We start from the raw sequence: 22,534 nt of genomic DNA, 5'->3' as shown, positions 1-22,534 counted from the left end.
AATCGAGAACCCACCCGCGACCATCCCAGAAGGAATCCATGTCAAAACGTATTGAAGTCAACGACCTGAACGTCTACTACAACAAGTTTCTCGCGGTCGAGGGCGTCTCACTGACGATCGAGCCCCGTACAGTGACCGCACTGATCGGGCCGTCCGGCTGCGGAAAATCGACCTTCCTGCGCACGCTCAACCGCATGCACGAGGTGATCCCGGGCGCGCGGGTCTCGGGAGAGGTGATGATCGACGGCAACAATCTCTATGGCCCCGGGGTCGACCCTGTGCTGGTCAGGCGGCAGGTCGGAATGGTCTTTCAGCGAGCAAATCCGTTCCCCACAATGTCGATCAAAGAGAATGTACTGGCTGGGGTGAAGCTGAACAACCGCAAGATCTCACGATCGGATGCCGACGACCTGGTCGAGCGCTCACTGGTGGGCGCCAACCTCTGGAATGAGGTCAGGGACCGCCTCGACCTGCCCGGATCAGGTCTGTCGGGCGGGCAGCAGCAGAGGCTGTGCATCGCTCGCGCAATCGCGGTCTCCCCCGACGTTTTGCTGATGGACGAACCGTGTTCGGCGCTCGACCCGATCTCCACGCTGGCAATTGAAGATCTGATCGAGGAGCTCAAGCAGGAGTACACGATCGTGATCGTCACCCACAATATGCAGCAGGCATCTCGCGTCTCGGATCGCACCGCGTTCTTCAACATCGGCGGCACTGGCCAGCCCGGCAAGCTGATCGAGTACGACGACACGACCACCATGTTCTCGAACCCGTCAGACCCGTCGACCGAGGCGTACGTGTCCGGCAAGTTCGGATAGCGCTCCCGCGGGGCCGGCAAGAAAGTAACGGGTCGGGCCGCAGAACGCCTCTCGGCGCGAGGCCGCTCGTAGCGGCGAATATTGGAGCCCGGGGTTACTGCGGCCCGAACCGAAACCAGTGTAACAAGGGGCAGAGCAGATTGCTCGGGTCTACGCGCCTGGCGAACGATGACTGAATACTCAGGTGACCGAATACTCAGGTGACCGAATGCTGAGGTGACCGGATGCTGCGCCGATCAGCTCCTGCGCCGACCAGAAACTCAGTCGAGCGAACCGGAGCGCCACAGCCGGGCGCAGGCGGAGAGTTCGGCGGCCAACTGGTGGAGCCGAAGCGCCCGGGCTGTGAGCTCGGTCGAGCGTTCCGGGTGCGCGGCATCCATGTCGTCGGCGACACTCGTGCAGCCGGCGCTCATGACTCGGCCGAAGGCGCCGGCGCGGTCGAGGGCGATCGAGAAGTCGCCGATGAACAACCCGCGCAGAATGGTGTCCGCGAGCGCGGTGATTTCGTCTGGCCCGGTCGGTGTCTGGCCACCGGCGATGAGAGGGTCGATCGTGGTCGCAACGTCGACGCCGCGCTGGTAGAGCAGGCTCGTGCCGTGCGGATCCTGTTTCACCAGTACACGCAGTAGGTAGATTCGCCAGAGCGCCCCAGGAAGACTGCGGGGGCTCGCGTTCGCCCACAGCTCCGCGATCGCGTCGACGCCGTTCTCATCCGTGTAGGCGACGAGACGTTCGATGACCTGCGGGTCTGGGTTCTCCCTCACTCGGGAAAGCAACGCATTGGCGGTCTCGTGGGCAACCCTGGAGACATCGGCCGGATCATCCCCACCGAGGTAACCCTCGAATCGGTTACCGGCGAACAGGGTCGGCTTGTGAAACTCTTCGGCCATGACGTGCCTCCTTTCGTCGCGGGCACTGGCACTTCATGCTCCCACTCTTCTCTGTGGAAGCACAGTTGCCATGACCAGGCCAGCGGTGCGCGAGCAGGCCGCGGCACTGGCCGGCCACTCACCTGCGGGATTCACGTCGGCGGCCTAGGCGGAGTCGGTCTCGGCGGAGTCGGTCTGGGCGGTGTCGGCGTGCACGATCAGCACCGGGCACGCCGCATGGGCTGAAACGGTGCGGCTCACCGATCCGAGCAGCATTCCGGTGAACCCACCCAGCCCGCGGGAACCCAGAACCAGCATGCTGGCTCCCTTGCTCTCTTCGATGAGCACTCGTGCCGGAGTACCGCGCAAGACCTCACTGCTGAACCAGTCGGGGGCTTCGTCACCGAACACGGTCTGGGCTGCCTCATCGAGCACTTTGCGGGCATCGAACTCAGGTGACCAGTCAGGGGTCGGCTCGTAGACATCGTAGATCGATGTCGGGTAGTCCCAGAGCGCAACCGCGTTCAGGCTGAGCCCCAGCACGGGAGCCAGGCGTGCCGCATGACGGAGTGCGGCGAGCGACGTTTTCGAACCGTCGACCCCGACTACGATCGGCCGACTCGGGTCGCTGAATGGCTCACGGGTGGTGATGGAGGCGTTGTTCTCGGTAGTCATGTCCTCAGCCTGACGGGTTTTCGTGGCCGAATCCACCCCCGGTTGATCCGCAATCGGGCAAGCCAACCGACGTAAGGCTTGTCTACACGATTCGCTCGCGACGCTCAACGCCCGGCCGACGTATACTCGGCGGCAGAGATGCCCCCTGGCATACGCAGCCGGATACGTGGTCCACGAAGCGGGCGCGACAGTTGTCCGTCCTGGAAGCACTGCAGGCGTCCGGATGAATTGCACAGCGGGACGCTGAGGCTTGATGCTTAGAAGGTGGGTAAGGTGACCGGGGCCTCGGACGAGAATGCTCAGGAGAATGAGCGTGAGCCGGGCAACACGGGGGCTTGACTTATCCCAAATATTGATGTCTTCTTATATGGACATGAATATTAGGCGCCCCTACACAATGACAGCCAGGGCGGCGGCAGCTGAAGAGACCAGGCATCGCATCCTCAGTTCGACGCTTGCCCTCAGCGGTGAGAAGTCCACCCTGGAGATCGTCCTCGCCGACGTTGCGGAGCGCGCGGGGGTCACGACGAAGACCATTCTGCGCCACTTCGGAAGCCGGGCCGGCCTGTTCGATGCGGTGGCCGAGTTCGCCCGCGACGAGATCGTGCACGAGCGGGTCGCTCCTGTCGGCAACATTTTTGCCGCTGTCACAGCCGTCGTCGGCCACTACGAAGAGCGCGGCGACTGGGTGATGTGGATGCTGGGTCAAGAGAACTCAGATGATCGGGTTCGCGGCGTGGTCGAAGTCGGCAGGGTGGTACATCGAGACTGGGTGGCGACCACCTTTCGACCACAACTCGATAGCACGCCGACCGCCGACCGGGAGACTGTGCTCGACCTGATTGCGATTGCGACCGACGTCTACACGTGGAAGTTTTTGCGCCGCGATCGAAACCTCGCCCGCGGCGACACTGAACAGCGGATGCGTGTTCTGGTAGAGGCAATCGTGAACCGTCACGCAGCGGAATGATCGCGAATCAACAGTAGGAGATGACGTGAGATGGAAAGCGTACTGTTCGTAACCTGGGACGGAGGCGGAAATGTTCCGCCGGCGCTGGGGATCGGCGCCGAGCTCGAAAGACGCGGGAACGAGGTGCGGTTCTTGGGGCACCCGAACCAGAAGAATGCGATCGAAGAGGCGGGATTCTCTGCCGAAGAGTTCCAGCGCGCCAGGCCGTGGTCGATGCTCGAGGTACGGTCCGGCCTGGCCGCATCACTTGCCGCCGCGGGAGTCTTCACCGATCGCGCCATGGGAGAGGATCTCATCGAATCGGTGAAGCGTGAACACCCCGACCGAGTGGTGATCGACGGCCTGCTCGTCGGTGCGATGTCCGCGGCGGCACGTGCCGGTATCCCGTACTCGGTGCTCGTGCACACACTGTACGGCGTGATGCACAAAACGCTCACCCGGGGTCCGCTCGCACTCATCGCACGCGGAAAAGGAATCAACCCGGCCCGTCTGTACGAGTCCGCCGACCACATCCTCGCGGTAACACTCGAGGAACTCGACCACGGCACTCCCGCCGACGTCGACTACACCGGGCCGGTGCTGCCTCAGAATGCGCGTGACGGCACTCAGGGCCCCCAGGTCGACATCGACGCGGCACCCGAGCCGGTCATACTGGTCAGTCTGAGCACCACCTACATCCCTGGACAACGGGAGGCACTGCAACGGATCCTCGACGCACTGGGCGGACTACCCGTGCATGCTCTCATCACGACCGGGCTCGGGGTCGAACCGGCAGATCTGCGCGCGCCAGTCAATGCGGATGTGTACCGGTATGTGCCGCACCCGCCGCTGATGAAGCAGGCGTCACTGGTGATCGGTCACGGCGGGCACGCCACCACCATGCTGGCGCTGGCGCATAACCTGCCGCTCCTGATCATGCCGATGAATCCGGCCTTCGACCAGCCCGCGATCGGCCGGGTCATCGCCGAGCAGAACGCCGGCCTGACGCTCGGCAAGAAGGCCACCGTCTCCCAGATCCGGGACGCGGTCACGCTGCTGCTGCCACGCTCCAGCTCGTACCGAGTCGCCGCCGCACGACTTGGCGGGCGCATCCGTTCAACAGACGGCGCGTCTCTCGCCGCCGACCTCATCACAACGGATCTACCGACACCTATCAGCGCGACGCAGAAACCATGAGCAGGTACATCTCAGGTATTTTGAGATTTCACGACGAGCGCCTCGAGAACGATCACCGGGGATAGACTTTGCTGGCCCGACGTGTCGCACGAGCCATTTCGATGCCAAACCCGACAACCGGCCCCGCAAGCGCCTTCCATTCCAGAAACCGCCGGAGCCCGCGTCACTTGGCCAGCGGCACACCGCTTCGAACCGATTCGACGACGTCAAGAATCGCTCGTGTAGTTGCGCTGGCACCCTCCTGCGTGGCGACCAGTCCTTCGTGTTCAGCCCCGTCAATGGTGCGGTGAAGGCTGTTGGCCGACAAGGTCGCCAGGTGGTCTTGCGCAGCGGGGTGGGCGGCGGCAACTCCGACACCGGCTGTCAGCACGATCAGAGGCTTATCGCCGAAGTCCCGCATCGATGTCGCTTCTTGACCGGAAGCGTTTGCCTGAACGTACTCGTCGATCGTGCTGCGAAGACTGTTCGCAGTCGCGATGCTGGCGCGCACCTCGTCTCGGGCCCGCGGCGGCAGGCTACCGGCTTCGACCGGGGCATACAGCCGGGCCAGACCAAATCGACCTGCAATGGAGACCAACGCGGCGACACGGCCCAGGACGTCATAGGAACCCACGGCGCCGGGCGATGCTGACCCCGGGTTCACCGCTGGCGATGAATCAGAGGAGTCGACCAACACCATGCCGGCGACCTCGTCGGGGTAGAGCGCGGCGAAGATGAGCGTGTAGTAGCCACCAAACGAATGCCCCGCCAGTACATAGGGCCCGGGAACGCGTGCGTTCTGCAGCAACGTGTGGAGTTCGGTCGCTATCTGCGTGCCATCCTGCCGTGTGTCAGCGGGCTCGCTCCATCCGCGACCCGCCCGGTCGTAGACGCATACTCGTGTGCTCTGGGCCACGGCTGGCGCAATCCACCCGAGATTTGACGACATCTCGCCGCCGCCGGGTTGCAACACGACTGTGGGGCTGCCGGAACCGGTGCAGTGCAGATGCAACCGGTGCCCGCCTACGTCGATCAACTGACCCGGCATCGGGTAAGCGCTGGCATCCACCGCTGCGCCAACGGCCGCGTAGCTGCCGCCGATGGCGACAAGAGTCAAGAACGCGATCAGCGGGTAGAGCAGCCATCGGGCACTTCGGCTCGGAAGTTGTCGATGAATACGAAGGACCATCCATACCGCTAAGACCAGCAATGCCGGAGGCCACACCCAATCGAGCACGACGCGCGCCGAGGAGCCGAATACCATTAAGAGCAGACCACCAGCCCCCATGAAGAGGGCAGGGACCGCAGCCCAGCGCTGGGGTTGGTCCGTGAACCGCGCCGAGAGAACCGCCAGCATCGCCCAGCCCAGCCCGAAATCAAGGAGAACTGCGCCCGTCACGCCGTTCTCGGTCGCCGGGATGAAGGGAGCGGCTGCGAGCAGCAGCGCGCAAACAAATCCCGTGGCAAGTGAGCCCGCCACGACCCAACCGATGCGGCCCCGCGGACCGCGATCGGGCCGGAGCGGAGGGACCTGGCCTCCGTGCTTCGGGGCGGTTTTGGCCGGGCCGCCCGTCATGGCCGGTGAGGCTCCTGCCGCATGCATGGCACGCGGAGTTCGACGTTCATGAGAGTACCGGCGTTGGCGTGAATGGGGAAGGTCCGACTCCGACTCCGACTCCGAGGGGCAGTGACTCCTCACCACCCATGTCGAGCCGGAACGGCGGATAGACGTCTGTCATCAGACCCACGTATGCGGCGACGCGAAAGGCCCAGCGGTTCATGCCCAGAACGAGGTCGTAGAGGCCGCTCGGGTAGCGCCCGACGAATAGGAGGATGATGCCGGAGATGAAGACCAGCAGGCCGATGAGGCCACCGCCGTACGCCCACACGTTGCCGTCGTTCACCTGGCTGTAGCCGGCGAACGCGGCGCCGGTGAACACACCGATGATCAGGTAGTGGGGCAGTGCGAGCAACCACCACTTGACGAGAACGAGCCCGCGCGAGAGCGACGCCGGGTATTCGACTTCGAGTCTGGCCGGGTAGTTGGGGTCGTCCTTGAGCGTGAACGGCGGGTACTGATCGGTGCCCAGGGCGCTGTATGAGTAGAAGCCCACTCGCCACGACCAGCGCAGAACGCCGACATTGAAATCGAACAGGGCCCGCGGGTAGCGGCCGACGATGATAATGGCGAAGAACGAGATCACGCTGACCACCGCGAACGCCAGCCAGAGGAATAGAAGCACGATGTAGTGGGGAACCGCCAGAAGCCACTTGATGAGCCAGAGGCCGCGGCTGAGCTCCGGCACGAACGTGCCCGTGATTTGGAGCGGGTAGTGATCTGTGCTGCTGATGTTGTCCATGACAGGAACCGACTTCCGTCGCGCGGATCACGCGAATGGTGGGGGTACGGCCATGAGTCTCGGCAACATTCTTGGGCGGGCGTCCAAGCGCCTTCAGCCAGCGACAGCCGCGCCCCACATTTCTGATTTCGAGGCTACTCGCGATCCTGGACGATAGCAAAGGATTTCTAGAAAAGTTTGTATACTTTTTAAATGGGCACCGAGTGGAGATTCTTGACCAACCATGCCCGAGTGCTGGTCTGTATCGCGCATGACGACGGTTTGCGGTTAAGAGACATCGCCGATGCGCTCGGGGTCACCGAGCGAACCGCCTTCGGCATCGTCGCCGAGCTGACCGAAGCTGGGTACGTCGTCAAGGAGAAGGATGGTCGCCGCAACCGCTACCGCGTCCAGGACCATTTGCCGCTGAGGCAGGCCATCGGCCGAGAGCCGACGATCGGCGAGCTGCTCGGACTCCTCGTGGACCCAACCGCCACAGGGTCGCGTGCAGATCAGAAAAAATAGCAAATCCGAACGGTTCAGATCCTTCATCGCACCCCGCCCGCGCCCCAACGACAGACTATTGCGATCGTTGGGCTGCGCTATCGATGCGAACCCGGGCCTCATCGCTGTTGACCATTTCGGTCAGACCAGCGTGCACGGGGTGTGGGCGGCAGGCAATGTTGTCACCCCGAGCGCCCAGGTGATCACCGCTGCCGGCGCCGGCAGCGCCAGTGCTATCGCGATCAACCGATGGCTGCTGCAGAAAGACCTCGATGTTGCCTCCGCAGCTCGACCATGACGGGGATGCCCCCGCGCATCACCGGTTGCAACGAACACCACTGAAAGGAGTACCACAGTGACATAAGCAACTGCACCCCTCGGCACCGCCCCAGCCACCGTCTAAGCACATTCGCGACGTCGGCAGCGCGCCATAGTATGAGCACATGGCGATGCCAGTTCTTGCAACAAAGCTCTACATTCCGCCTCCACGCGCCCAAGCCATCGCGAGGCCCCGACTCGTCACACGAACCGATGAGGGCCTCCGGTCCGGCAAAAGACTGACGCTCGTCTCTGCCCCTGCCGGATTCGGAAAGTCCACGCTCCTCAGCGAGTGGATTGCAGAGATCCAGAGTCGACAAACAAGCATTCGAGTGGCCTGGCTGTCACTGGAGGCACACGACAACGACCCGGTCCGTTTCTTGAACTATGTCATCTCAGCACTTCGGACCGCGGATCCAGAGATACGAGTAGACCTGCTCACCCCGCAGTCCGCCGTTGATGTAGCACTGGCGGCCCTGGTCAATGAGGTGAACCGGGTGTCGTCCGAGTTGGTTCTGGTGCTGGATGACTTCCAATTCATCGAAGAGCCATCGATTCAAGAGGCGATGGTCTTCCTCCTCGAACACCTTCCCTCAAATCTGCACCTGGTCATCTCCAGCCGGTCCGACCCTCTCTTGCCCTTGGCGCGGTTGCGGGCGAGGGGCGAAATTACGGAGTTGCGTGCAGCGGACCTTCGATTCACTCCTGACGAGGCCTCAGCATTCCTCACCCAGACAATGGGATTGGCGCTCTCCAGCGCCGATGTCGCCGCCCTGGAGGACCGAACAGAAGGGTGGGTTGCCGGCCTGCAGCTCGCCGCATTGTCACTGCAGAATCGTACTGACGTCACCGACTTCGTTGCGGCGTTCGCCGGCAGCAACCGCTTCGTTGTTGACTATCTCATGGAAGAAGTGCTGAATCGCACTCCGCTTCACGTGCGCGACTTCCTCTTCCAGACTGCCATCCTCGACCGGCTCAGCGGACCCCTGTGTGATGCGGTGACCAGGAAGAGCGACAGCGAAGCCATGCTCGAATCACTGGAGCGAGCCAATCTCTTCGTCATTCCGCTAGACGATCACCGGGGATGGTTTCGCTACCACCACCTTTTTGTAGACGTGCTCCGGGCGCGCCTCCTGGCCGATGGCCCGGAACACGTGGCGGCTCTGCATCGTCTGGCCAGCGAATGGTTCGAGAAGAGCGGCGATAGTGAGGATGCCGTGCGGCACGCGCTCGAAGCTCAGGACTTCCCGCGAGCGGCGAGAATCATTGAAGCGACCATTCCACTGGTTCGAAAGAGTCGGCAGGATTGGGGCGTACTCAACTGGCTTGCCGCGCTGCCGGAGGAGACAATCGCACGCAGACCCGTGCTTGTGGTGTTCTCTGCGTGGTCATCCCTGGTCTCCGGTGACATTGCGGCCGTCGAGCCGCAGCTCGCCCACGCAGAACTCCTGCTGACCGCACCGCCATCCGAAGACCTGCCAGCCCACGATTCCGAGCCCGGCCCGGAACTCGCGGCCCTCCCCGTCACGATCGCCCTGTATCGCGCATCACTCGCCCTGGCCACAGGCGATCTCCCGAAAGTCGAAGAGCAGGCTGCGTTAGCGCTGGCGCTTGCTCAGCCAGTGGATTACCTGGGCCAAGGCGCGGCCGCCGGGCTTTTGGGCCTCGAGCGCTGGGCCAGCGGCGAGCTCGAAAACGGGGTGCGCGCATTCGGGGAATCGGCGGCGAGCCTGCGTCGCGCGGGAAACCTCACCGACGCCCTGACAACAACACTGGTGATCGCAGACATGCTTGTACCCTTGGGCCGCTTGCGCGAGACACAGGCTGCCTACGAGTTAGCGCTTCGAGAAGCTAGCGATCAGCTCAACGGTGGGTTACCTGCCGCGGATCTTCACTCCGGCATCAGCGAGGTACTCTCGGAGCGCGGTGAACTGGAAGTCGCGGAAGAGCATCTGCTGGCCGCTGAAAAACTGGGCGAAGCAGCGTTCTCTCATGAGCACCGCTATCGGTGGTTCGTGTCGATGGCCCGGGTCAGGCAGGCCCATGGACAGTCCGATGCTGCACTCGACCTTCTGGCTGAAGCAGAAAAACGCTACCGGCGCGGATTCTTCGCTGAGGCGCGCCCGATCGACGCCATGAAGGCGCGGATCTGGATCACACAGAACCGCCTGGCAGAGGCTCGGGCGTGGGCGGACCAGCAGTCGCTTACTTCCCGAGACAAGCTGAGCTACCTGAGCGAGTACGCGCACATCACTCTGGCGAGGCTGCTGCTTGCGGAGCGGGCTCCGGGGGCGATCGGCCTCCTGGACAGGCTTCTCGAAGCCGCAGAAGCCAGTAGACGCTCAGGAGTTGCCAACGAGATCCTTGTTCTTCAAGCGCTTGCCTACAGCCGACAAGGCGATGACGCCCACGCCCGCGAGGCTCTGAACCAAGCACTCGAGCACGCAGAACCGGAGGGCTATGTGCGCCTATTCGTTGACGAAGGTGCACCCATGGAAAAGTTGCTTCGTGCGGCAATCGTCAAGGGGCGCCAGTCCGACTATGTTCACGCACTTCTTCAGGCGTTCAGTCAAGGTGAAGACGCGACGCCGGCAACCGGGACAGAACTTGTGAGCGACCGCGAACTGCAAGTGCTCAAGCTCCTGGCGAGCGAACTCACCGGCCCCGAGATCGCCCGGGAGCTCTTCATCTCCCTGAACACTTTGCGCACCCACACGAGGCACATTTTCGAGAAGCTCGGCGTGAATAGTCGAATTGCGGCGGTGCAGCACGCCAGAACACTGGGTTTGATCTAGACAACGCCGTTTGATCGAGACAACGCCTTTCGTTCGAGACAACGCCGTTTGATCGAGACAACGCCTTCACAGAATCACCCCCTCGATCACCATCTGTGGTGATGCCCCGTCACCACGGGTCTTCGTAGATTCGGTACATCAGGCAACCACCTGAAAACACCGACACATCGGAGATCAACCGTGAAAATCTCAACTTCCTCCCTCATCCGTGGGGCCGCCGGGGCCGCCGTGCTTGCGGGCATCCTATATATTGCTATCCAGTTCATTCACCCCGCTGACGTCGTCGCGTCGCTCACCACCCAGCGGTGGCAGATCGTGCACGTCATCAGCTTCGCCGAGGCCGTTCTCGCCCTGATCGGGATCACCGGGATCTATCTTCGCCAGGTACCACGATTCAAAGTCCTGGGCTTCGTGGCCTACTCGATGTTCGGGCTCTTCTTCGTGCTGCAGGCTTCGTTCAACTTCTTTGAAGCCCTCATCGCCCCGCTGATCGCTGTCAAGGCCCCTCAGCTCGCCGTCGATATCGTCGGCCTGTTCGGCCGGGTCGCTCCCGTATCCGATCTCGGAGTTCTCGGAGCCTTACCAATCGTCGGCAGCCTGCTCTATGTTGGCGGGGCCCTGCTCTTCGGCGTGGCGATCATCCGCGCACGCGTGCTGTCCCGGGGTGCCGGCATTCTCATGATCGCCGCCGCAATAGTGACCCCCGTCGCCGGCGCACTGCTTCCGCACACACTCGAACGGATGGCTGCACTCCCGATGGGTGCCGCTCTGGCCTGGCTGGGCTATTCGCTCTGGGCCACTATGCGAGGCACGTCCGCGAAAACGCAGGTCACCCTCGACAAGGCCGATCGAGACCTGACCTCAGCGGTCTGACGCTCTCATGCATGAGATTCGCATCCGCGGGCACCTTGATGAGCGATGGAGCGAGTGGTTCGACGGATTCACGCTGGTGCAGGGCAGCGACGGAAACACGACCCTCACCGGTCCAGTCATCGATCAGGCCGCCCTGCACGGACTGTTGAGACGCATCGGCGATCTCGGCCTTACCCTCATCTCCGTCAACCTTCTCGACGAGAAAGAACAATCATGTCAATAGCGACCCGCACCGCACGGGCTCGAAAGACCCGCAGCCCGCAGTGGCCCATACCCACGGGGCTGATCCTTCTGAGTATGATTCCGGTTCTCGCGGGCGGTGCCCGAATGTCCGAACTCGCCAGTGGCGCCGTCGAGACGGCACAGAACGCGCGCTTCCTGGACTCGCCCATCCCCGTTATCGTGCACATCGTGGGCGTAAGCATCTTCAGCCTGCTGGGAGCCTTTCAATTCGTCCCATCGCTGCGACGCCACAGGACCGGCTGGCACCGCCGGGCTGGCCGTCTCCTCATCCCTGCCGGGGTGGCTGCTGCGCTGTCGGGCATGTGGATGGCGGCCTTCTACCCCCACCCAGCGGGCGACGGAGAACTTCTTGTTGTGCTGCGCCTGATCTTTGGGCTCGCGATGCTCACCAGTATTGGGTTGGCAGTGCGCGCGATAGGCCGACGCAACTTCGTGGTACACGGGGATTGGATGACCCGTGCCTATGCCATCGCGTTGGGCGCCGGCACTCAGGCTCTCGTCCTCATCCCGGAATCAATCGTCTTCAAGCCCACCGATGAGCTTCCTCGAGCCCTCTGCATGGGAGCCGGGTGGGTCATCAACCTGATGGTGGCCGAGTACGTGATCCACCGACGTGCGCAGCAATCCCGCCAGTCGAATCAAAGCCTCGGGGTGGTGACGCCGTGAACCGCGCAGATCAAAGTCCGCTGCAGTGTCAGCTCTTTAACTAGAAAGAACTTGTCCCTAGTCTGGAATCCCACCGATCGTGATGACGGCGCTGCCGGTCTTGTGCCCGGTGTCGACGAGACGGTGGGCGTCGGCCGCCTCTTCGATCGGATACGTGGCCCCAATGACGGGGACGAATCTGCCCGCTTCGGCCAGTTCGGCGATGAATGCGAGGGTCCTCACCAGTTCGGCCGGCTTGGCCAAACCGGTGAACGCGATTGCGGCCTTCTTCCCACCGATCAGGGAGGTGTACGCCATTTGCGCCAAGATCATGGGCGACGGTGTCGTCGTCAGGTAGCTGCCCCCGCGTTTCAACGCTCGCCTGCTGCGCGAGAACGAGCTGGTCGCGACGGTGTCGAAGATGACGTCGTACGTGTCCAGGTTGCGGGTGAAGTCATGCGCCGTGTAGTCGATCACGGCATCCGCCCCCAACAGTTTTGCCCGTTCGAGATTGGCCGTGCTGCACACCGCTGTGACCGTGGCGCCAAAATTTTTGGCGAGCTGGATCGCCGCCGTTCCCACGGCCCCGGATGCCCCGTTGACGAGGACGGACTGACCGGTCTGAAGCCGTGCGGAGTCCCGCAGGTACGGCAACGCGGTGACCGCCCCGTCGAAAACGGCTACCGCTTGACTGTCACTCAGGCCAGCGGGCCTCGGGACGACCGCGCCGTCCTCGGTGACCAGAAGGTATTCGGCGAAGGCACCGAAGTTCGTTGCGGTGGTTCCCGCGACGTGGTCACCCACCTGGAAGCGTGTCACGGTGCCGCCCACTGCCTCGACCACGCCAGAGAAGTTAGTACCGAGAACGGGCCACTTCGGTTTTCTCAGACCGAAGTACAGCCGGGTCGAAAGACCACGACCGGCGCGCGCGTGGCACAGCGCAGCGGTCACCACCGACGCGCGGTTTCGAATCAGTAGTTCGCCGGCGCGGGGAACCGGCTTCGCAACCTCTTCGATCGCCAGAATGTCTGGCCCGCCATATCGTCGAGCAACGAGGGCTTTCATCGTGCCGTTGTCGCGGAGGTCTGGGTGTGCGGGTGCGGGCGTGTTCATGAGGGTCGCTCCTTCGGATGTGGAAGGTCAGTTGGCGGGAAGTCGGCGGCCCCTGATGAGCAGCCAGAAGATGATCGCGACTTCACCCGCGAACAGAAATTGGGCGAACACCGCGGTGAACTCGGGGAGGAAGGCCATGCCCACAGCATCCGCCAGGTATCCGATGCCGGCGACTACGAGCAGGATGCCGAAGACCTTGGCGATGAACCCGGAGCGGAAGGCGAGGTAGCCGATCAGCAGCAGGGACATGCCGAACAGGCCCAGGCTGATGACCCAGATGGTGTTGAACGACACCAACACCGGCAGGGCCGCCTCTGGATCGCCGAGCATCAAGAACCCGATCACCAGCCGGCTGATTGCCACCAGAAGCAGCACGGCATACACGGTTCTCATCCAAGCGGCTGTCGCGGAGAGGCGGCGACTGACCGGCCTGAACAGTACGAAGAGGGCGCCCGCCACGATGATGTCGAGCACGGCAACAATGACGAAACTCGCCACGCCCGCGAAGAAGAGCAACGGGGAGCCAGAGATGTTCTGAGCCGTCAGCACGGCATCTCCCGGAATGATCAGAGGCACCAGCGCACCAAAATTGCCGAAGCCGCCCAGCACCGCCATGACGGCGAGAGCGACCCCCGCGACCAGCGCCGCGGTGCGCGGTGACCAGGCGGTGAAATCCAGCGCATGCCGGGGAGCCTCGGAGACGTTCGAGTCGAGCCTGTTCGAGGCACGTCCGTTCGGGTGAAGAGTGGTCAGAAACATGTCAATTCCTTACATTGTATGTTTACGTTGTAAGTAAATTACATCTACATGGTAAGGTTGTCAATAGTCCAGATAGGGGAATTATGGGGAAATCATCAAGTACGGCGAAGGTGACGTCGCGAGCGCGACTGAATCGAGAGCGAGTGCTGAGAACCGCCATCGAACTTGCCGACGCCTCAGGCATCGAATCGCTCACGATGCGCAGGCTCGGTGAGGAGCTCGGCGTCGAGGCAATGTCGCTGTACAACCACGTTGCGAACAAGGACGAGCTGCTGAATGGCATGGTCGACGCGGTGTTCCACGAGATCGAGCTGCCGTCGCACAGTGACGACTGGAAAACGGCAATGCGCAAGCGATCACTCTCGTTCCGTGCGGTGTTGTCACGGCATCCGTGGGCTACCACCCTCAAAGACTCGGGCACGAACCCGGGGCCCAGCACACTGCGGCATCACGATCGGGTCATTGGTACCCTTCGAAACGCGGGGTTCTCGGTTGCGATGGCGGCCCACGCGTTCTCAGCGCTTGACAGTTACATCTACGGTTTTGCCATGCAGGAGAAGAGCCTTCCGTTCACCACCGAGGAAGAGACAGCCGCCATGGCACACATCATGCTCGCTCAGCTTCCGGCCGACGAGTATCCCTACCTTGCCGAGCTGACGGCAGACCACGTTCTCAAACCCGGCTACAACTACGCCGACGAATTCCCACTCGGCCTCGATCTCATCCTCGACGGCCTCGAACGTTGGATCGAGCAGCCCGCGCCGGAAACCCTCCGCCCGAAACAGTGATCTCGTGGGCCGGCGCACACGCTCAGCCAGCCGCGCGCTGCAACACGGATCACGGCGTGGAGGGCGCGTCTTCAGCCGGAACGGCGCTCACGTGCACGACCAGGCTGCAAACGCTGCGGCCAAGTTGTCAATAATTCTGGCGAAGCTGCGGTCGAGGTCATTCGGAAGTTCGAACCCGCCCGAGGTCTCCAGCGACACAAAGCCATGAATGGCGGACCGAAAGTATCGAGCGGCATCGACGGCGACGTCTTCGTGGAGGTCGTAGCCGGCCAATACCTTGAACAGGATTTCGATGAGCTCTCGCGAGACTTGTTCGTCCGCATCATCCCCGGGGACGGGCGCGTGCACGACGGCAGGATACTGACCAGGATGTGCGAGTGCCCACTTTCTGTACGTAACGCAGATCGCCTCGATGGCGTCGTCGCGTGACGCGCCGACCGCAGCGCGTCTCAGGGCGTGGGCCAGCTCACGTTTGGCGTTGAGCATGATGCCGCGCTGGAGGCCGGGCATTCCGTCCACGTGTTTGTAGATCGACGGGATCTTCACTCCGAGGCTGTCGGCGAGCACCGCCAGCGTCAGTGAGGTTGGTCCGAGCGCGTCGACCAGTCGGGCCGCCTCAGCGATGACGGTCTCACCGTTCAGCGCGGCCCTAGCCATTATTTTTCACCTTGCTCAAGAATTGAATGATCGCACGTGCTGTGGGTCTCGGTTGCTGTGACTGTGGGTAGTGTCCGGCATCGTCGATCATCACGACGGGTGCGTGGAGTGCTGCGCCGATCCAGTCTGCCTCCGCGCGCGGATTTTTGAAATCGGGATCCTGGGCCCCCATGACGACCAGTGTCGGAGCCGTGACGAGGGTGAGTCGGGCCTCGGCATCCGAGTGGCTGGTCCTCGTCGTCAGGCTGAACGACTTGGCATATCCGGGGCGGCGAAGCCCGGCGACGACGAGGTTGCGGTACGAGTCAAAATCGACCGGTTTGGCTCCCGCATACAGTTTCGGCAGATAGGTCCTCCACATCGTTGCCGCCCACGGCGTGGCCATGAGCACGCGCAAAAAACCTCGTGACAGCGCCGAACTGGAAGCCGGCTGCCGAACGAATGGACCTATGAGCACCAACCCAGCGACCAGGTCTGGTCGCGCCGCAGCCACCAGCACTGCGGATCCAGCCGCCATCGAGTTGCCGATGATGAATGCCGGGCGATGAAACGACTCCACGAGCGCCGTGATGTCGCGCGCAGTCTCGACGTCGCCATACGAGCCGAAAGTGGCATCGCTCTCGCCGTGGCCGCGCAGATCGGTGGTGACCACCGTGTACCCGGCGGCGACCAGTTCGGGCGCAAGAAACCGGTAGCTCGAGCGGAGGTCGCCCATGCCGGGAACAAGCACGACGAGCGGACCCGCTCCCGTCATGTCGTAGGCGATGCGACCTTCCTCGGTGGGGAGGAACCGTGTGGTTGCGTTCTGAGTGGCGTCATCGGAGGACATGTGGCTATATTAGTTAGCTGAATGGCTAAAATCAATAATTAGCAGAGTTTACGACTCCGCTCGTGACGAAACAGCGCGTCGCGCATACTCGAACGCGCCACGCGCACGGCGCCGTGAGGCTTGAATAGTGGCGTCTGCCGACAGATGGAAGGGGCCGCTTTCAAACACTGCGCAGCAAGCTCTCTCCCACGGCCAGCACCCGTGGCGGATTCTCCAATGGGCTCCCGTAACTGCCAGATACTCACTGGGCTCACGCCTGCTTCGAAGGTGCCCCCCCTGGGTTTCGATCCCAGTACCCACAGATTAAAAGTCTGTTGCTCTTCCGAATGAGCTAGAGGGGCTCACCGTGCAATTATGCCAGACCATCACGTGCGCCGTGAACGCGCGACCCGCCCGATCATCAGGCCGTCCCAACGAGGGCTCTGGCCGTGCTGCGCGGTGTGCACCACGCGCTGCACGGCAAATGTGGGATTGAAGGGGCAGATGCCGGGGAGAGCATCCTTCAAATTCCACTTTCTCCTTGCACCCGGAAGACCGCGATATCGTTGACGGATGACGACCGGGCGCATAACCAAGCGTGAATTCCGTCTTGCCGACGGCCGGGAGCTGATCTATTTTGACGACGCCGACACCCGGTTGTCTCCGGAACGCAAACCTGACCTGCGCGAGCTGGACCCGCGGCCCGACACCGCCACGATGCGCCAGGACCCGCTCACCGGCGAGTGGATCTCGATCGCCGCCACCCGGCAGAACCGGGCGTTCCTGCCGCCCGCCGACCTCGACCCGCTGGCGCCGGCAACCCCGACCAACCCGTCGGAGATTCCCGACAACTACGACGTGGCCGTGTTCGAGAACCGGTCGCCGTCGTTCGGGCCCGCGCTGGGCGACGCGGGAGATCCGTCGCCCACCGGCATCGGACTCGAGCGCACCGCCGAGGCGCAGGGCCGCTGCGAGGTGGTCTGCTTCAGCCCCGAGCACGAGGGCTCGTACAGTGGGCTTTCGGTGTCACGATCGCGCACCGTGATCGAGGCGTGGGCCGACCGGACCGCCTGCCTGAGCGCATTGCCCAAAATCCAGCAGGTCTTCCCGTTCGAGAACCGCGGCCAGGAGATCGGGGTGACCCTGCCGCATCCGCACGGACAGATTTACGCGTACCCCTATGTCACCCCGCGCACCACCACCGTGCTGCACGCGATCGACACGTATGGGCCGACCCTGTTCCACGACATCCTGACGAAGGAACGATCCTCGGAGCGAGTGATCCTCGCCGGCGAGCACTGGAGCGCCTTCGTGCCGTTCGCGGCCAGGTGGCCGCTCGAGGTGCACATGCTGCCCCACCGGCACGTGCCCGACCTCGCCGCGACCACGAGCGACGAACGCGACGAACTGGCCGTTCTCTACCTCACCCTGCTGCGCGGAATCGACGAACTCTATGACACCCCCACCCCGTACATCGCGGCCTGGCACCAGGCCCCCGTGCACACCCGCCGGGACGAGGTGCGGCTGATGCTGCAGGTCACCTCTCCCCGCCGGGCGGCCGACCGGCTCAAGTATCTGGCCGGCTCCGAGGCCGCCATGGGCGCCTGGATCGGCGACATCGTTCCGGAGGCCGCCGCTGGCAGCCTGCGTGCCGCCCTGGCCCGCAGCGCCGCGAAGCAGTCCACCGCGGCGGCACCGGCTCCACGCATCACTCCCACGTCACCGATCGGACCAGCATGAGAGATCTCCGCGACGACACCCGAGCGGGTTTTCTGGACACCTTCGGCCGCGAACCGGTCGGCCTCTGGACCGCGCCGGGCCGGGTCAACCTGATCGGCGAGCACACCGACTACAACCTCGGGTTCGTTTTGCCGTTCGCGATCGGGCTGCGCACTGCCGTCGCCCTCGATCCCCGGGACGACCGCGTCGTCCGGGTTGCCAGCGCCCTCAGCGAGGAGGTGGCCGAGATCCACCTTGACGACCTGCACCCGGAGATGTTGAGCGGATGGTCGGCCTACGTCTTCGGTGTGGTCTGGGCGCTCGGCGAGTTCGGCGCGGATCTGGCGGCGGTGCCCGGATTCGACGCGTTCATCGACTCGGATGTTCCCATCGGTGCCGGGCTCTCCTCCTCGGCTGCGATCGAATGTGCCGTCGCGGTCGCACTGAACGACAGTTGGCAGCTCCGTCTCGACCGACGCACCCTCGCCGCGGTCGGGCAGTTCGCCGAGAACCATGCGGTCGGCGCCCCCACCGGGGTGATGGATCAGACCGCGTCGCTGCTGGGCGAGCACGGGGCCGCGGTCTTTCTCGACTGCCGGAGCGGCACATCCGAGATCGTGCCGATGCACCTGGCCGAGGCCGGACTGGAGATCCTGGTGATCGACAGCGGTGTCAGCCACGAGCACGCCACCGGCGGTTATGCCGACCGGCGGGCCTCCTGCGACCTCGCCGCCCAGACCCTCGGGATCGCATCGCTTCGCGAGCTGACCGAGGCCGACCTACCCGATGCCGCCACCCGGCTCGACCCGGTCACCCTGCGGCGGGTGCGCCACGTCGTCACCGAGAACCAACGGGTGCTCGACACCGTCGCCCTGCTGCGCCAGGAGGGCGCCGCCGCGATCGGCGACCTGCTCGACGCCTCGCACCGCTCCATGCGATTCGACTTCGAGATCTCCGTGCCTGAACTCGACCTCGCCGTCGAAACCGCCCAGTCGAACGGTGCGATCGGCGCCCGGATGACCGGTGGCGGATTCGGGGGCGCCGCCATCGCTCTCGTTCCCGATCACGCCGTCTCGCACCTGCGCGCCGCCATCGACGGAGCGTTCGCCGAGCACGGCTTCGGGCAGCCCGACATGTTTCTCGTCCACGCCTCCCACGGCGCCATTCGCGAAGAGTAAGGAAAACAATGACCAGCCACCTGGATGCCCGCATCCTCTCCCTCGAGACCATCCCCACTCCCACGATCGCCCAGGACGCCTGGGTGGCGCCGGGCGCCGTCGTGGTCGGCAACGTACATCTGGCCGCCGGCGCCAGCGTCTGGTACAACGCGGTGCTGCGCTCCGACTACCCCGAACCGATCACCATCGGTGAGGGTTCGAACCTGCAGGACAACGTGTCCTGCCACGTGGACAGTGAGTTTCCGCTGACCCTTGGCCGCGGAATCTCGGTCGGCCACGGCGCTGTACTGCACGGCTGCACCGTCGAGGACGACGTGCTCATCGGTATGAGCGCGACCGTGTTGAACGGGGCCGTGATCGGCGCCGGATCCCTGATCGCCGCCGGCGCCGTCGTGCTCGAGGGAACCCAGGTTCCGCCGCGTTCGCTCGTCGCCGGGGTGCCGGGCAGGGTGCGCCGCGACGTGACCGATGAGGAGCTCGAGCACATCCGTGCCAACGCCGCCGGATATCTCAGGTTGACCGCTCTGCACCGCTCGAATACCCAATAAGGTGATGATGCGTATCCGCGTCACCGAGGAGTGAGATGAGCGACACATCCCCAGCAACACAGCCCCGGGTCGCCGTTCTCGGCGCCGGCCTCGCCGGCCTCTCCGCCGCCCGCACCCTGGCCACTCGCGACTTCGACGTGACCGTCTTCGAGGCGCGGGATCGGGTGGGCGGACGCGTCTGGTCGGAGACGATCAACACCCCCGAACACGGCGGTGTGACCATCGAACGTGGCGCGGAGTTCGTGCTCGACGGCTATGAAGCGCTGCGAGCCGTGGCCGAACGGCTCGGACTCTCCCTGGTGGAAACCGGCATGAGCTACTACGTGCGCGAGCTCGCCGAGACCCCGCACATCCACACCTCCCAGGTCGCGGAAGCCGGCCGGCAGGCCACCGAGCTGGCGCAGACGTTCGAGGTGGAACCGTCGGTGTCCGACGTGCTCGACCAGTTGGAGATCGACGCCGAGATCAAGGCGGGGCTCAAGGCCCGGATCGAGATCTCGACCGCCTGCGAGGCCGATACCGTGGCTGCCTCCACCCTGCAGCACACCGCGGCGTTCGACCCCAAGCCGAGCTGGCGGGTCGGCGGCGGCAACCAGCAGATCGCCCTCGGCCTCGCGGCCGAACTCGGAGAGCGGGTGAAACTGACCACACCGGTCCGAGGGGTTTCATTCGACGGCGACGAGGCCGTCGTGCACAGTGCGGCCGGCGATGAGCGCTTCGACTTCGTCGTGGTGGCCCTCCCGCTGTCGTTCGTGAACAACCCAGAACTCTTCCACTTTCCGATCACCCGGCGCCGCCGCACGGTGCTCTCCCGCATCGTCCAGGGCCACGTCGCGAAACTGCACATCCCCCTGGCCGCCCGGCCCGAGACCAGCGCGATCATGTCGGTCGCCGGACGGTTCTGGACCTGGACCGCAATGGATGCCTCCGGCGAGGTCGGCGCGGTGCTCAATTCGCTCGTCGGGTCGCCCTCCGCGGTTCGCGAAAGCGAGGTGCACGACGGCGACGGCAAACTGTATGCCGCGATCAAGGCCATTCGGCCCGACCTCGACCTCGACGATGACCTGGGGCGGGTCCTGACCGTCTGGGATGAAGACCCCTGGGCCAGGGGAAGCTTCTCCTCGCACGCGCCCGGCTGGTCTGACGCCGACAGCATTGAGGTGGGCAGCCCCATCGGCAACCTCTACTTCGCCGGTGAGTACGTTGACCCCGAGTTCACCTGCCTGATGGAAGGCGCATTGCGCAGCGGGATGAAAGCCGCCGACGACATCGCGGCGGCCGCGCTGGCCTGAGCCCGCCACGACCGGCCGATTCGCCCCACCGAAGCTGATGGTCTCGTGGGTTCCGCTGAGAATTTCGGGTGTATCTCACGAACCCTGAGAGTGCCATATTCCCCACCGCGCCCCAGACCGGGAGAGATAATCCCTGATCCGCGAGACGTTTGGGGAAGCGCGCCTCGTCTTCGTGCACCAACCGGCACGGTGACGGCCGACCAATACTCACGCGACGCCCGAAAACTTCGCCTACTGTAGCGCGGGTATGCTGCCCCCATCACACTCCCCGTTACACTCTGACCTGCCGAACCCCGTCGCCGCCTCTCCGTCACGACCCGCTCCCCTCACGCGGCGCGAACGCCGTGACGCCGAACGAGCGGCACTTCACGCAGAAGGCGATGCCACCCAGCCTCACGTGCGCACAAAGCACAATCCCGCCGGAGCCGCGCCGCCGCGGGCCGCCCGCAAGGCCCGCACGCAGCGTCACCCCCGACCCGCACGCCGACCGGCCGACTCGCGGGCCCATTGGAGCGCAAGCTTTGTTGCGGGAACCCTGCTGATCGTCGGGATCACCCTCTTCACCACGTCGACCCCCGCAAACGCGGTCAGCGTCGAAGAGAGCACCACGACCACCGCTCCCACCTCCACCATCGTGCCCGCCCCGAAACTGGACCTGCAGGCGCTGACCGTCACCGGCTCCGCGACAACTCCGGTCGCCCGCGACGGTTTCACGGTCGGCGCGGTTCCGGCACCGCCAGAGCCCGAACCCGAACCGGAACTCGCCATTGCCGGACTGGGTTCCGGCGGGCTGCAATGGCCCGTCCCCCACGACACGTTCAGCGACTACTTCGGCCCGCGCTCCGCGCCGTGTGGCGGGTGCTCCACCTACCACGACGGGGTCGACATCACCCCGGGCGAAGGCACCCCGATCCTTGCGATGTACGAAGGAGTCGTCGTGGCGACATCGAGCTACGACGACGGCGGTCTCGGCGTTCATGCGATCATCGAGCACCAGATCGATGGGCAGACCGTGCGCAGCACCTACGGCCACATGACCGAGGGCTCGCTGCTCGTAGCCGTCGGTGAAGTCGTCGGCGTCGGTCAGATGCTGGGCAACGTGGGCAACACCGGGCAGAGCACCGGGCCACACCTGCACTTCGAGATCTACGTCGACGGGGTCGCCACCGATCCCATCGCCTGGATGGCCAGTCACGGCCTCTAGCCTCGGGGTTCGTCCTCCACGGAATTACGCGTCCGGATGCCCGAGCAGATTCGACTGTAGCGGTCGAGCGATACCGCGCGCGACCATCGCTCGACCTCATGACCATCGCTGGCGGAATGAGCGGGTGAGTCGGCGCCCGGGCGAGCACTGGACCCCGCCTCTGGCCCTTTAGCTGGGGGGCGAAAGCGGCCACTATATTCGCCTAGCATGGGCCGTGAATGCTGAACACGACATCTTTTCATCTTGGTTGTTCGAGCGAAGTGG

General features: G+C 64.1%; 23 protein-coding genes and 1 tRNA gene. 15 read left to right on the top strand and 9 right to left on the bottom strand.

The window, feature by feature from the left end; all coding sequences use genetic code 11:
• Window positions 1–38: 38 nt before the first annotated feature.
• Window positions 39–818 (top strand): phosphate ABC transporter ATP-binding protein PstB, encoded by a 780-nt coding sequence (gene pstB, locus DL891_RS12305; protein WP_111720727.1) that lies wholly within the window; start codon window positions 39–41, stop codon window positions 816–818.
• Window positions 819–1,078: 260 nt separating this feature from the next.
• On the opposite strand, the gene DL891_RS12300 is transcribed toward pstB, so the two are convergent.
• Window positions 1,079–1,708 carry a DNA-directed RNA polymerase subunit beta gene (locus DL891_RS12300; RefSeq protein ID WP_111720726.1) on the bottom strand — a complete coding sequence of 210 codons (630 nt, stop codon included), beginning with the start codon at window positions 1,706–1,708 and terminating at the stop codon, window positions 1,079–1,081.
• 144 nt (window positions 1,709–1,852) lie between these two features.
• Window positions 1,853–2,362, bottom strand: a complete 510-nt coding sequence (locus tag DL891_RS12295; RefSeq protein ID WP_111720725.1) for a universal stress protein — start codon at window positions 2,360–2,362, stop codon at window positions 1,853–1,855.
• A 397-nt stretch (window positions 2,363–2,759) separates the two neighbouring features.
• On the opposite strand from DL891_RS12295, the gene DL891_RS12290 reads away from it, so the two are divergent.
• Together DL891_RS12290 and DL891_RS12285 are read left to right on the top strand one after the other, a co-directional pair.
• Window positions 2,760–3,332 (top strand): TetR/AcrR family transcriptional regulator, encoded by a 573-nt coding sequence (locus DL891_RS12290; protein ID WP_157962492.1) that lies wholly within the window; start codon window positions 2,760–2,762, stop codon window positions 3,330–3,332.
• 30 nt (window positions 3,333–3,362) lie between these two features.
• Window positions 3,363–4,508 carry a glycosyltransferase gene (locus DL891_RS12285; protein ID WP_111720723.1) on the top strand — a complete coding sequence of 382 codons (1,146 nt, stop codon included), beginning with the start codon at window positions 3,363–3,365 and terminating at the stop codon, window positions 4,506–4,508.
• A gap of 163 nt (window positions 4,509–4,671) precedes the next feature.
• Here DL891_RS12285 and DL891_RS12280 read toward each other — a convergent pair whose 3' ends face one another.
• On the bottom strand, window positions 4,672–5,967 hold the full coding sequence (locus DL891_RS12280; RefSeq protein WP_198668877.1) for an alpha/beta hydrolase: 1,296 nt from the start codon (window positions 5,965–5,967) through the stop codon (window positions 4,672–4,674).
• A 142-nt stretch (window positions 5,968–6,109) separates the two neighbouring features.
• On the bottom strand, window positions 6,110–6,847 hold the full coding sequence (locus DL891_RS12275) for a DUF4389 domain-containing protein (RefSeq protein WP_111720721.1): 738 nt from the start codon (window positions 6,845–6,847) through the stop codon (window positions 6,110–6,112).
• Window positions 6,848–7,039: 192 nt separating this feature from the next.
• Between DL891_RS12275 and DL891_RS12270 the strand changes: the two genes are divergently transcribed.
• The 6 genes from DL891_RS12270 to DL891_RS12245 all read left to right on the top strand — a co-directional run bounded on the left by DL891_RS12270 (window position 7,040) and on the right by DL891_RS12245 (window position 12,225).
• Entirely contained in the window at window positions 7,040–7,351 is a 312-nt protein-coding gene (locus DL891_RS12270; protein ID WP_111720720.1) for a winged helix-turn-helix domain-containing protein, read from the top strand.
• Window positions 7,332–7,628 carry an FAD-dependent oxidoreductase gene (locus DL891_RS12265; RefSeq protein ID WP_111720719.1) on the top strand — a complete coding sequence of 99 codons (297 nt, stop codon included), beginning with the start codon at window positions 7,332–7,334 and terminating at the stop codon, window positions 7,626–7,628. The genes DL891_RS12270 and DL891_RS12265 overlap by 20 nt, the downstream gene beginning before the upstream one ends.
• A gap of 145 nt (window positions 7,629–7,773) precedes the next feature.
• Window positions 7,774–10,443 (top strand): LuxR C-terminal-related transcriptional regulator, encoded by a 2,670-nt coding sequence (locus DL891_RS12260; RefSeq protein ID WP_111720718.1) that lies wholly within the window; start codon window positions 7,774–7,776, stop codon window positions 10,441–10,443.
• Between the two features lie 180 nt (window positions 10,444–10,623).
• Complete coding sequence (locus DL891_RS12255; RefSeq protein WP_111720717.1) at window positions 10,624–11,316, top strand: hypothetical protein; 693 nt, start codon at window positions 10,624–10,626, stop codon at window positions 11,314–11,316.
• A 7-nt stretch (window positions 11,317–11,323) separates the two neighbouring features.
• Complete coding sequence (locus tag DL891_RS12250; RefSeq protein WP_111720716.1) at window positions 11,324–11,539, top strand: hypothetical protein; 216 nt, start codon at window positions 11,324–11,326, stop codon at window positions 11,537–11,539.
• The gene (locus DL891_RS12245) at window positions 11,530–12,225 is read left to right on the top strand and encodes a DUF2306 domain-containing protein (RefSeq protein ID WP_111720715.1); all 696 of its coding nucleotides are present in this window, start codon (window positions 11,530–11,532) and stop codon (window positions 12,223–12,225) included. The genes DL891_RS12250 and DL891_RS12245 overlap by 10 nt, the downstream gene beginning before the upstream one ends.
• A 57-nt stretch (window positions 12,226–12,282) precedes the next feature.
• Here the strand turns inward: DL891_RS12245 and DL891_RS12240 are convergent, their stop codons facing one another.
• Both DL891_RS12240 and DL891_RS12235 read right to left on the bottom strand, forming a co-directional pair.
• The gene (locus DL891_RS12240) at window positions 12,283–13,317 is read right to left on the bottom strand and encodes an NAD(P)-dependent alcohol dehydrogenase (protein ID WP_111720714.1); all 1,035 of its coding nucleotides are present in this window, start codon (window positions 13,315–13,317) and stop codon (window positions 12,283–12,285) included.
• A 27-nt stretch (window positions 13,318–13,344) separates the two neighbouring features.
• Complete coding sequence (locus tag DL891_RS12235; RefSeq protein ID WP_111720713.1) at window positions 13,345–14,076, bottom strand: DUF4386 domain-containing protein; 732 nt, start codon at window positions 14,074–14,076, stop codon at window positions 13,345–13,347.
• A gap of 143 nt (window positions 14,077–14,219) precedes the next feature.
• Here DL891_RS12235 and DL891_RS12230 point away from each other — a divergent pair, with 143 nt between their 5' ends.
• Window positions 14,220–14,864, top strand: a complete 645-nt coding sequence (locus tag DL891_RS12230; protein WP_368665634.1) for a TetR/AcrR family transcriptional regulator C-terminal domain-containing protein — start codon at window positions 14,220–14,222, stop codon at window positions 14,862–14,864.
• A gap of 87 nt (window positions 14,865–14,951) precedes the next feature.
• On the opposite strand, the gene DL891_RS12225 is transcribed toward DL891_RS12230, so the two are convergent.
• From DL891_RS12225 to DL891_RS12215, 3 genes are all read right to left on the bottom strand, one after another.
• Complete coding sequence (locus tag DL891_RS12225) at window positions 14,952–15,521, bottom strand: TetR/AcrR family transcriptional regulator (RefSeq protein WP_111720711.1); 570 nt, start codon at window positions 15,519–15,521, stop codon at window positions 14,952–14,954.
• Window positions 15,514–16,350, bottom strand: coding sequence for an alpha/beta fold hydrolase (locus tag DL891_RS12220; protein WP_232819141.1), 837 nt, complete (start codon window positions 16,348–16,350; stop codon window positions 15,514–15,516). Before DL891_RS12220 ends, DL891_RS12225 begins: the two co-directional genes overlap by 8 nt.
• 268 nt (window positions 16,351–16,618) lie before the next feature.
• Window positions 16,619–16,691 (bottom strand) — tRNA-Lys (locus DL891_RS12215).
• Window positions 16,692–16,902: 211 nt separating this feature from the next.
• Between DL891_RS12215 and galT the strand changes: the two genes are divergently transcribed.
• The 5 genes from galT to DL891_RS12190 all read left to right on the top strand — a co-directional run bounded on the left by galT (window position 16,903) and on the right by DL891_RS12190 (window position 22,270).
• Window positions 16,903–18,069, top strand: a complete 1,167-nt coding sequence (galT, locus tag DL891_RS12210) for a galactose-1-phosphate uridylyltransferase (protein ID WP_111720710.1) — start codon at window positions 16,903–16,905, stop codon at window positions 18,067–18,069.
• Entirely contained in the window at window positions 18,066–19,226 is a 1,161-nt protein-coding gene (gene galK, locus DL891_RS12205) for a galactokinase (RefSeq protein WP_111720709.1), read from the top strand. The genes galT and galK overlap by 4 nt, the downstream gene beginning before the upstream one ends.
• Before the next feature lie 8 nt (window positions 19,227–19,234).
• A complete protein-coding gene (locus DL891_RS12200; protein ID WP_111720708.1) occupies window positions 19,235–19,774 on the top strand; it encodes a gamma carbonic anhydrase family protein in 540 nt (179 codons plus the stop codon).
• A gap of 35 nt (window positions 19,775–19,809) precedes the next feature.
• Window positions 19,810–21,066, top strand: a complete 1,257-nt coding sequence (locus DL891_RS12195; protein WP_111720707.1) for an NAD(P)/FAD-dependent oxidoreductase — start codon at window positions 19,810–19,812, stop codon at window positions 21,064–21,066.
• Between the two features lie 397 nt (window positions 21,067–21,463).
• Complete coding sequence (locus DL891_RS12190) at window positions 21,464–22,270, top strand: M23 family metallopeptidase (RefSeq protein WP_157962491.1); 807 nt, start codon at window positions 21,464–21,466, stop codon at window positions 22,268–22,270.
• The last annotated feature ends 264 nt before the right edge of the window (window positions 22,271–22,534 follow it).

The organism is Homoserinimonas sp. OAct 916, assembly GCF_003260275.1.
GTDB lineage: Bacteria > Actinomycetota > Actinomycetes > Actinomycetales > Microbacteriaceae > OACT-916.
This window is presented reverse-complemented; position numbering and strand designations above follow the sequence as displayed.

Coding starts and splice junctions, on each gene's coding strand:
- pstB (WP_111720727.1), top strand. CDS start 39: ATGTCAAAACGTATTGAAGTCAACGACCTGAACGTCTACTACAACAAG.
- DL891_RS12300 (WP_111720726.1), bottom strand. CDS start 1,708: ATGGCCGAAGAGTTTCACAAGCCGACCCTGTTCGCCGGTAACCGATTC.
- DL891_RS12295 (WP_111720725.1), bottom strand. CDS start 2,362: ATGACTACCGAGAACAACGCCTCCATCACCACCCGTGAGCCATTCAGC.
- DL891_RS12290 (WP_157962492.1), top strand. CDS start 2,760: ATGACAGCCAGGGCGGCGGCAGCTGAAGAGACCAGGCATCGCATCCTC.
- DL891_RS12285 (WP_111720723.1), top strand. CDS start 3,363: ATGGAAAGCGTACTGTTCGTAACCTGGGACGGAGGCGGAAATGTTCCG.
- DL891_RS12275 (WP_111720721.1), bottom strand. CDS start 6,847: ATGGACAACATCAGCAGCACAGATCACTACCCGCTCCAAATCACGGGC.
- DL891_RS12270 (WP_111720720.1), top strand. CDS start 7,040: ATGGGCACCGAGTGGAGATTCTTGACCAACCATGCCCGAGTGCTGGTC.
- DL891_RS12260 (WP_111720718.1), top strand. CDS start 7,774: ATGGCGATGCCAGTTCTTGCAACAAAGCTCTACATTCCGCCTCCACGC.
- DL891_RS12250 (WP_111720716.1), top strand. CDS start 11,324: ATGCATGAGATTCGCATCCGCGGGCACCTTGATGAGCGATGGAGCGAG.
- DL891_RS12245 (WP_111720715.1), top strand. CDS start 11,530: ATGTCAATAGCGACCCGCACCGCACGGGCTCGAAAGACCCGCAGCCCG.
- DL891_RS12240 (WP_111720714.1), bottom strand. CDS start 13,317: ATGAACACGCCCGCACCCGCACACCCAGACCTCCGCGACAACGGCACG.
- DL891_RS12235 (WP_111720713.1), bottom strand. CDS start 14,076: ATGTTTCTGACCACTCTTCACCCGAACGGACGTGCCTCGAACAGGCTC.
- DL891_RS12225 (WP_111720711.1), bottom strand. CDS start 15,521: ATGGCTAGGGCCGCGCTGAACGGTGAGACCGTCATCGCTGAGGCGGCC.
- DL891_RS12220 (WP_232819141.1), bottom strand. CDS start 16,350: ATGTCCTCCGATGACGCCACTCAGAACGCAACCACACGGTTCCTCCCC.
- galT (WP_111720710.1), top strand. CDS start 16,903: ATGACGACCGGGCGCATAACCAAGCGTGAATTCCGTCTTGCCGACGGC.
- galK (WP_111720709.1), top strand. CDS start 18,066: ATGAGAGATCTCCGCGACGACACCCGAGCGGGTTTTCTGGACACCTTC.
- DL891_RS12200 (WP_111720708.1), top strand. CDS start 19,235: ATGACCAGCCACCTGGATGCCCGCATCCTCTCCCTCGAGACCATCCCC.
- DL891_RS12195 (WP_111720707.1), top strand. CDS start 19,810: ATGAGCGACACATCCCCAGCAACACAGCCCCGGGTCGCCGTTCTCGGC.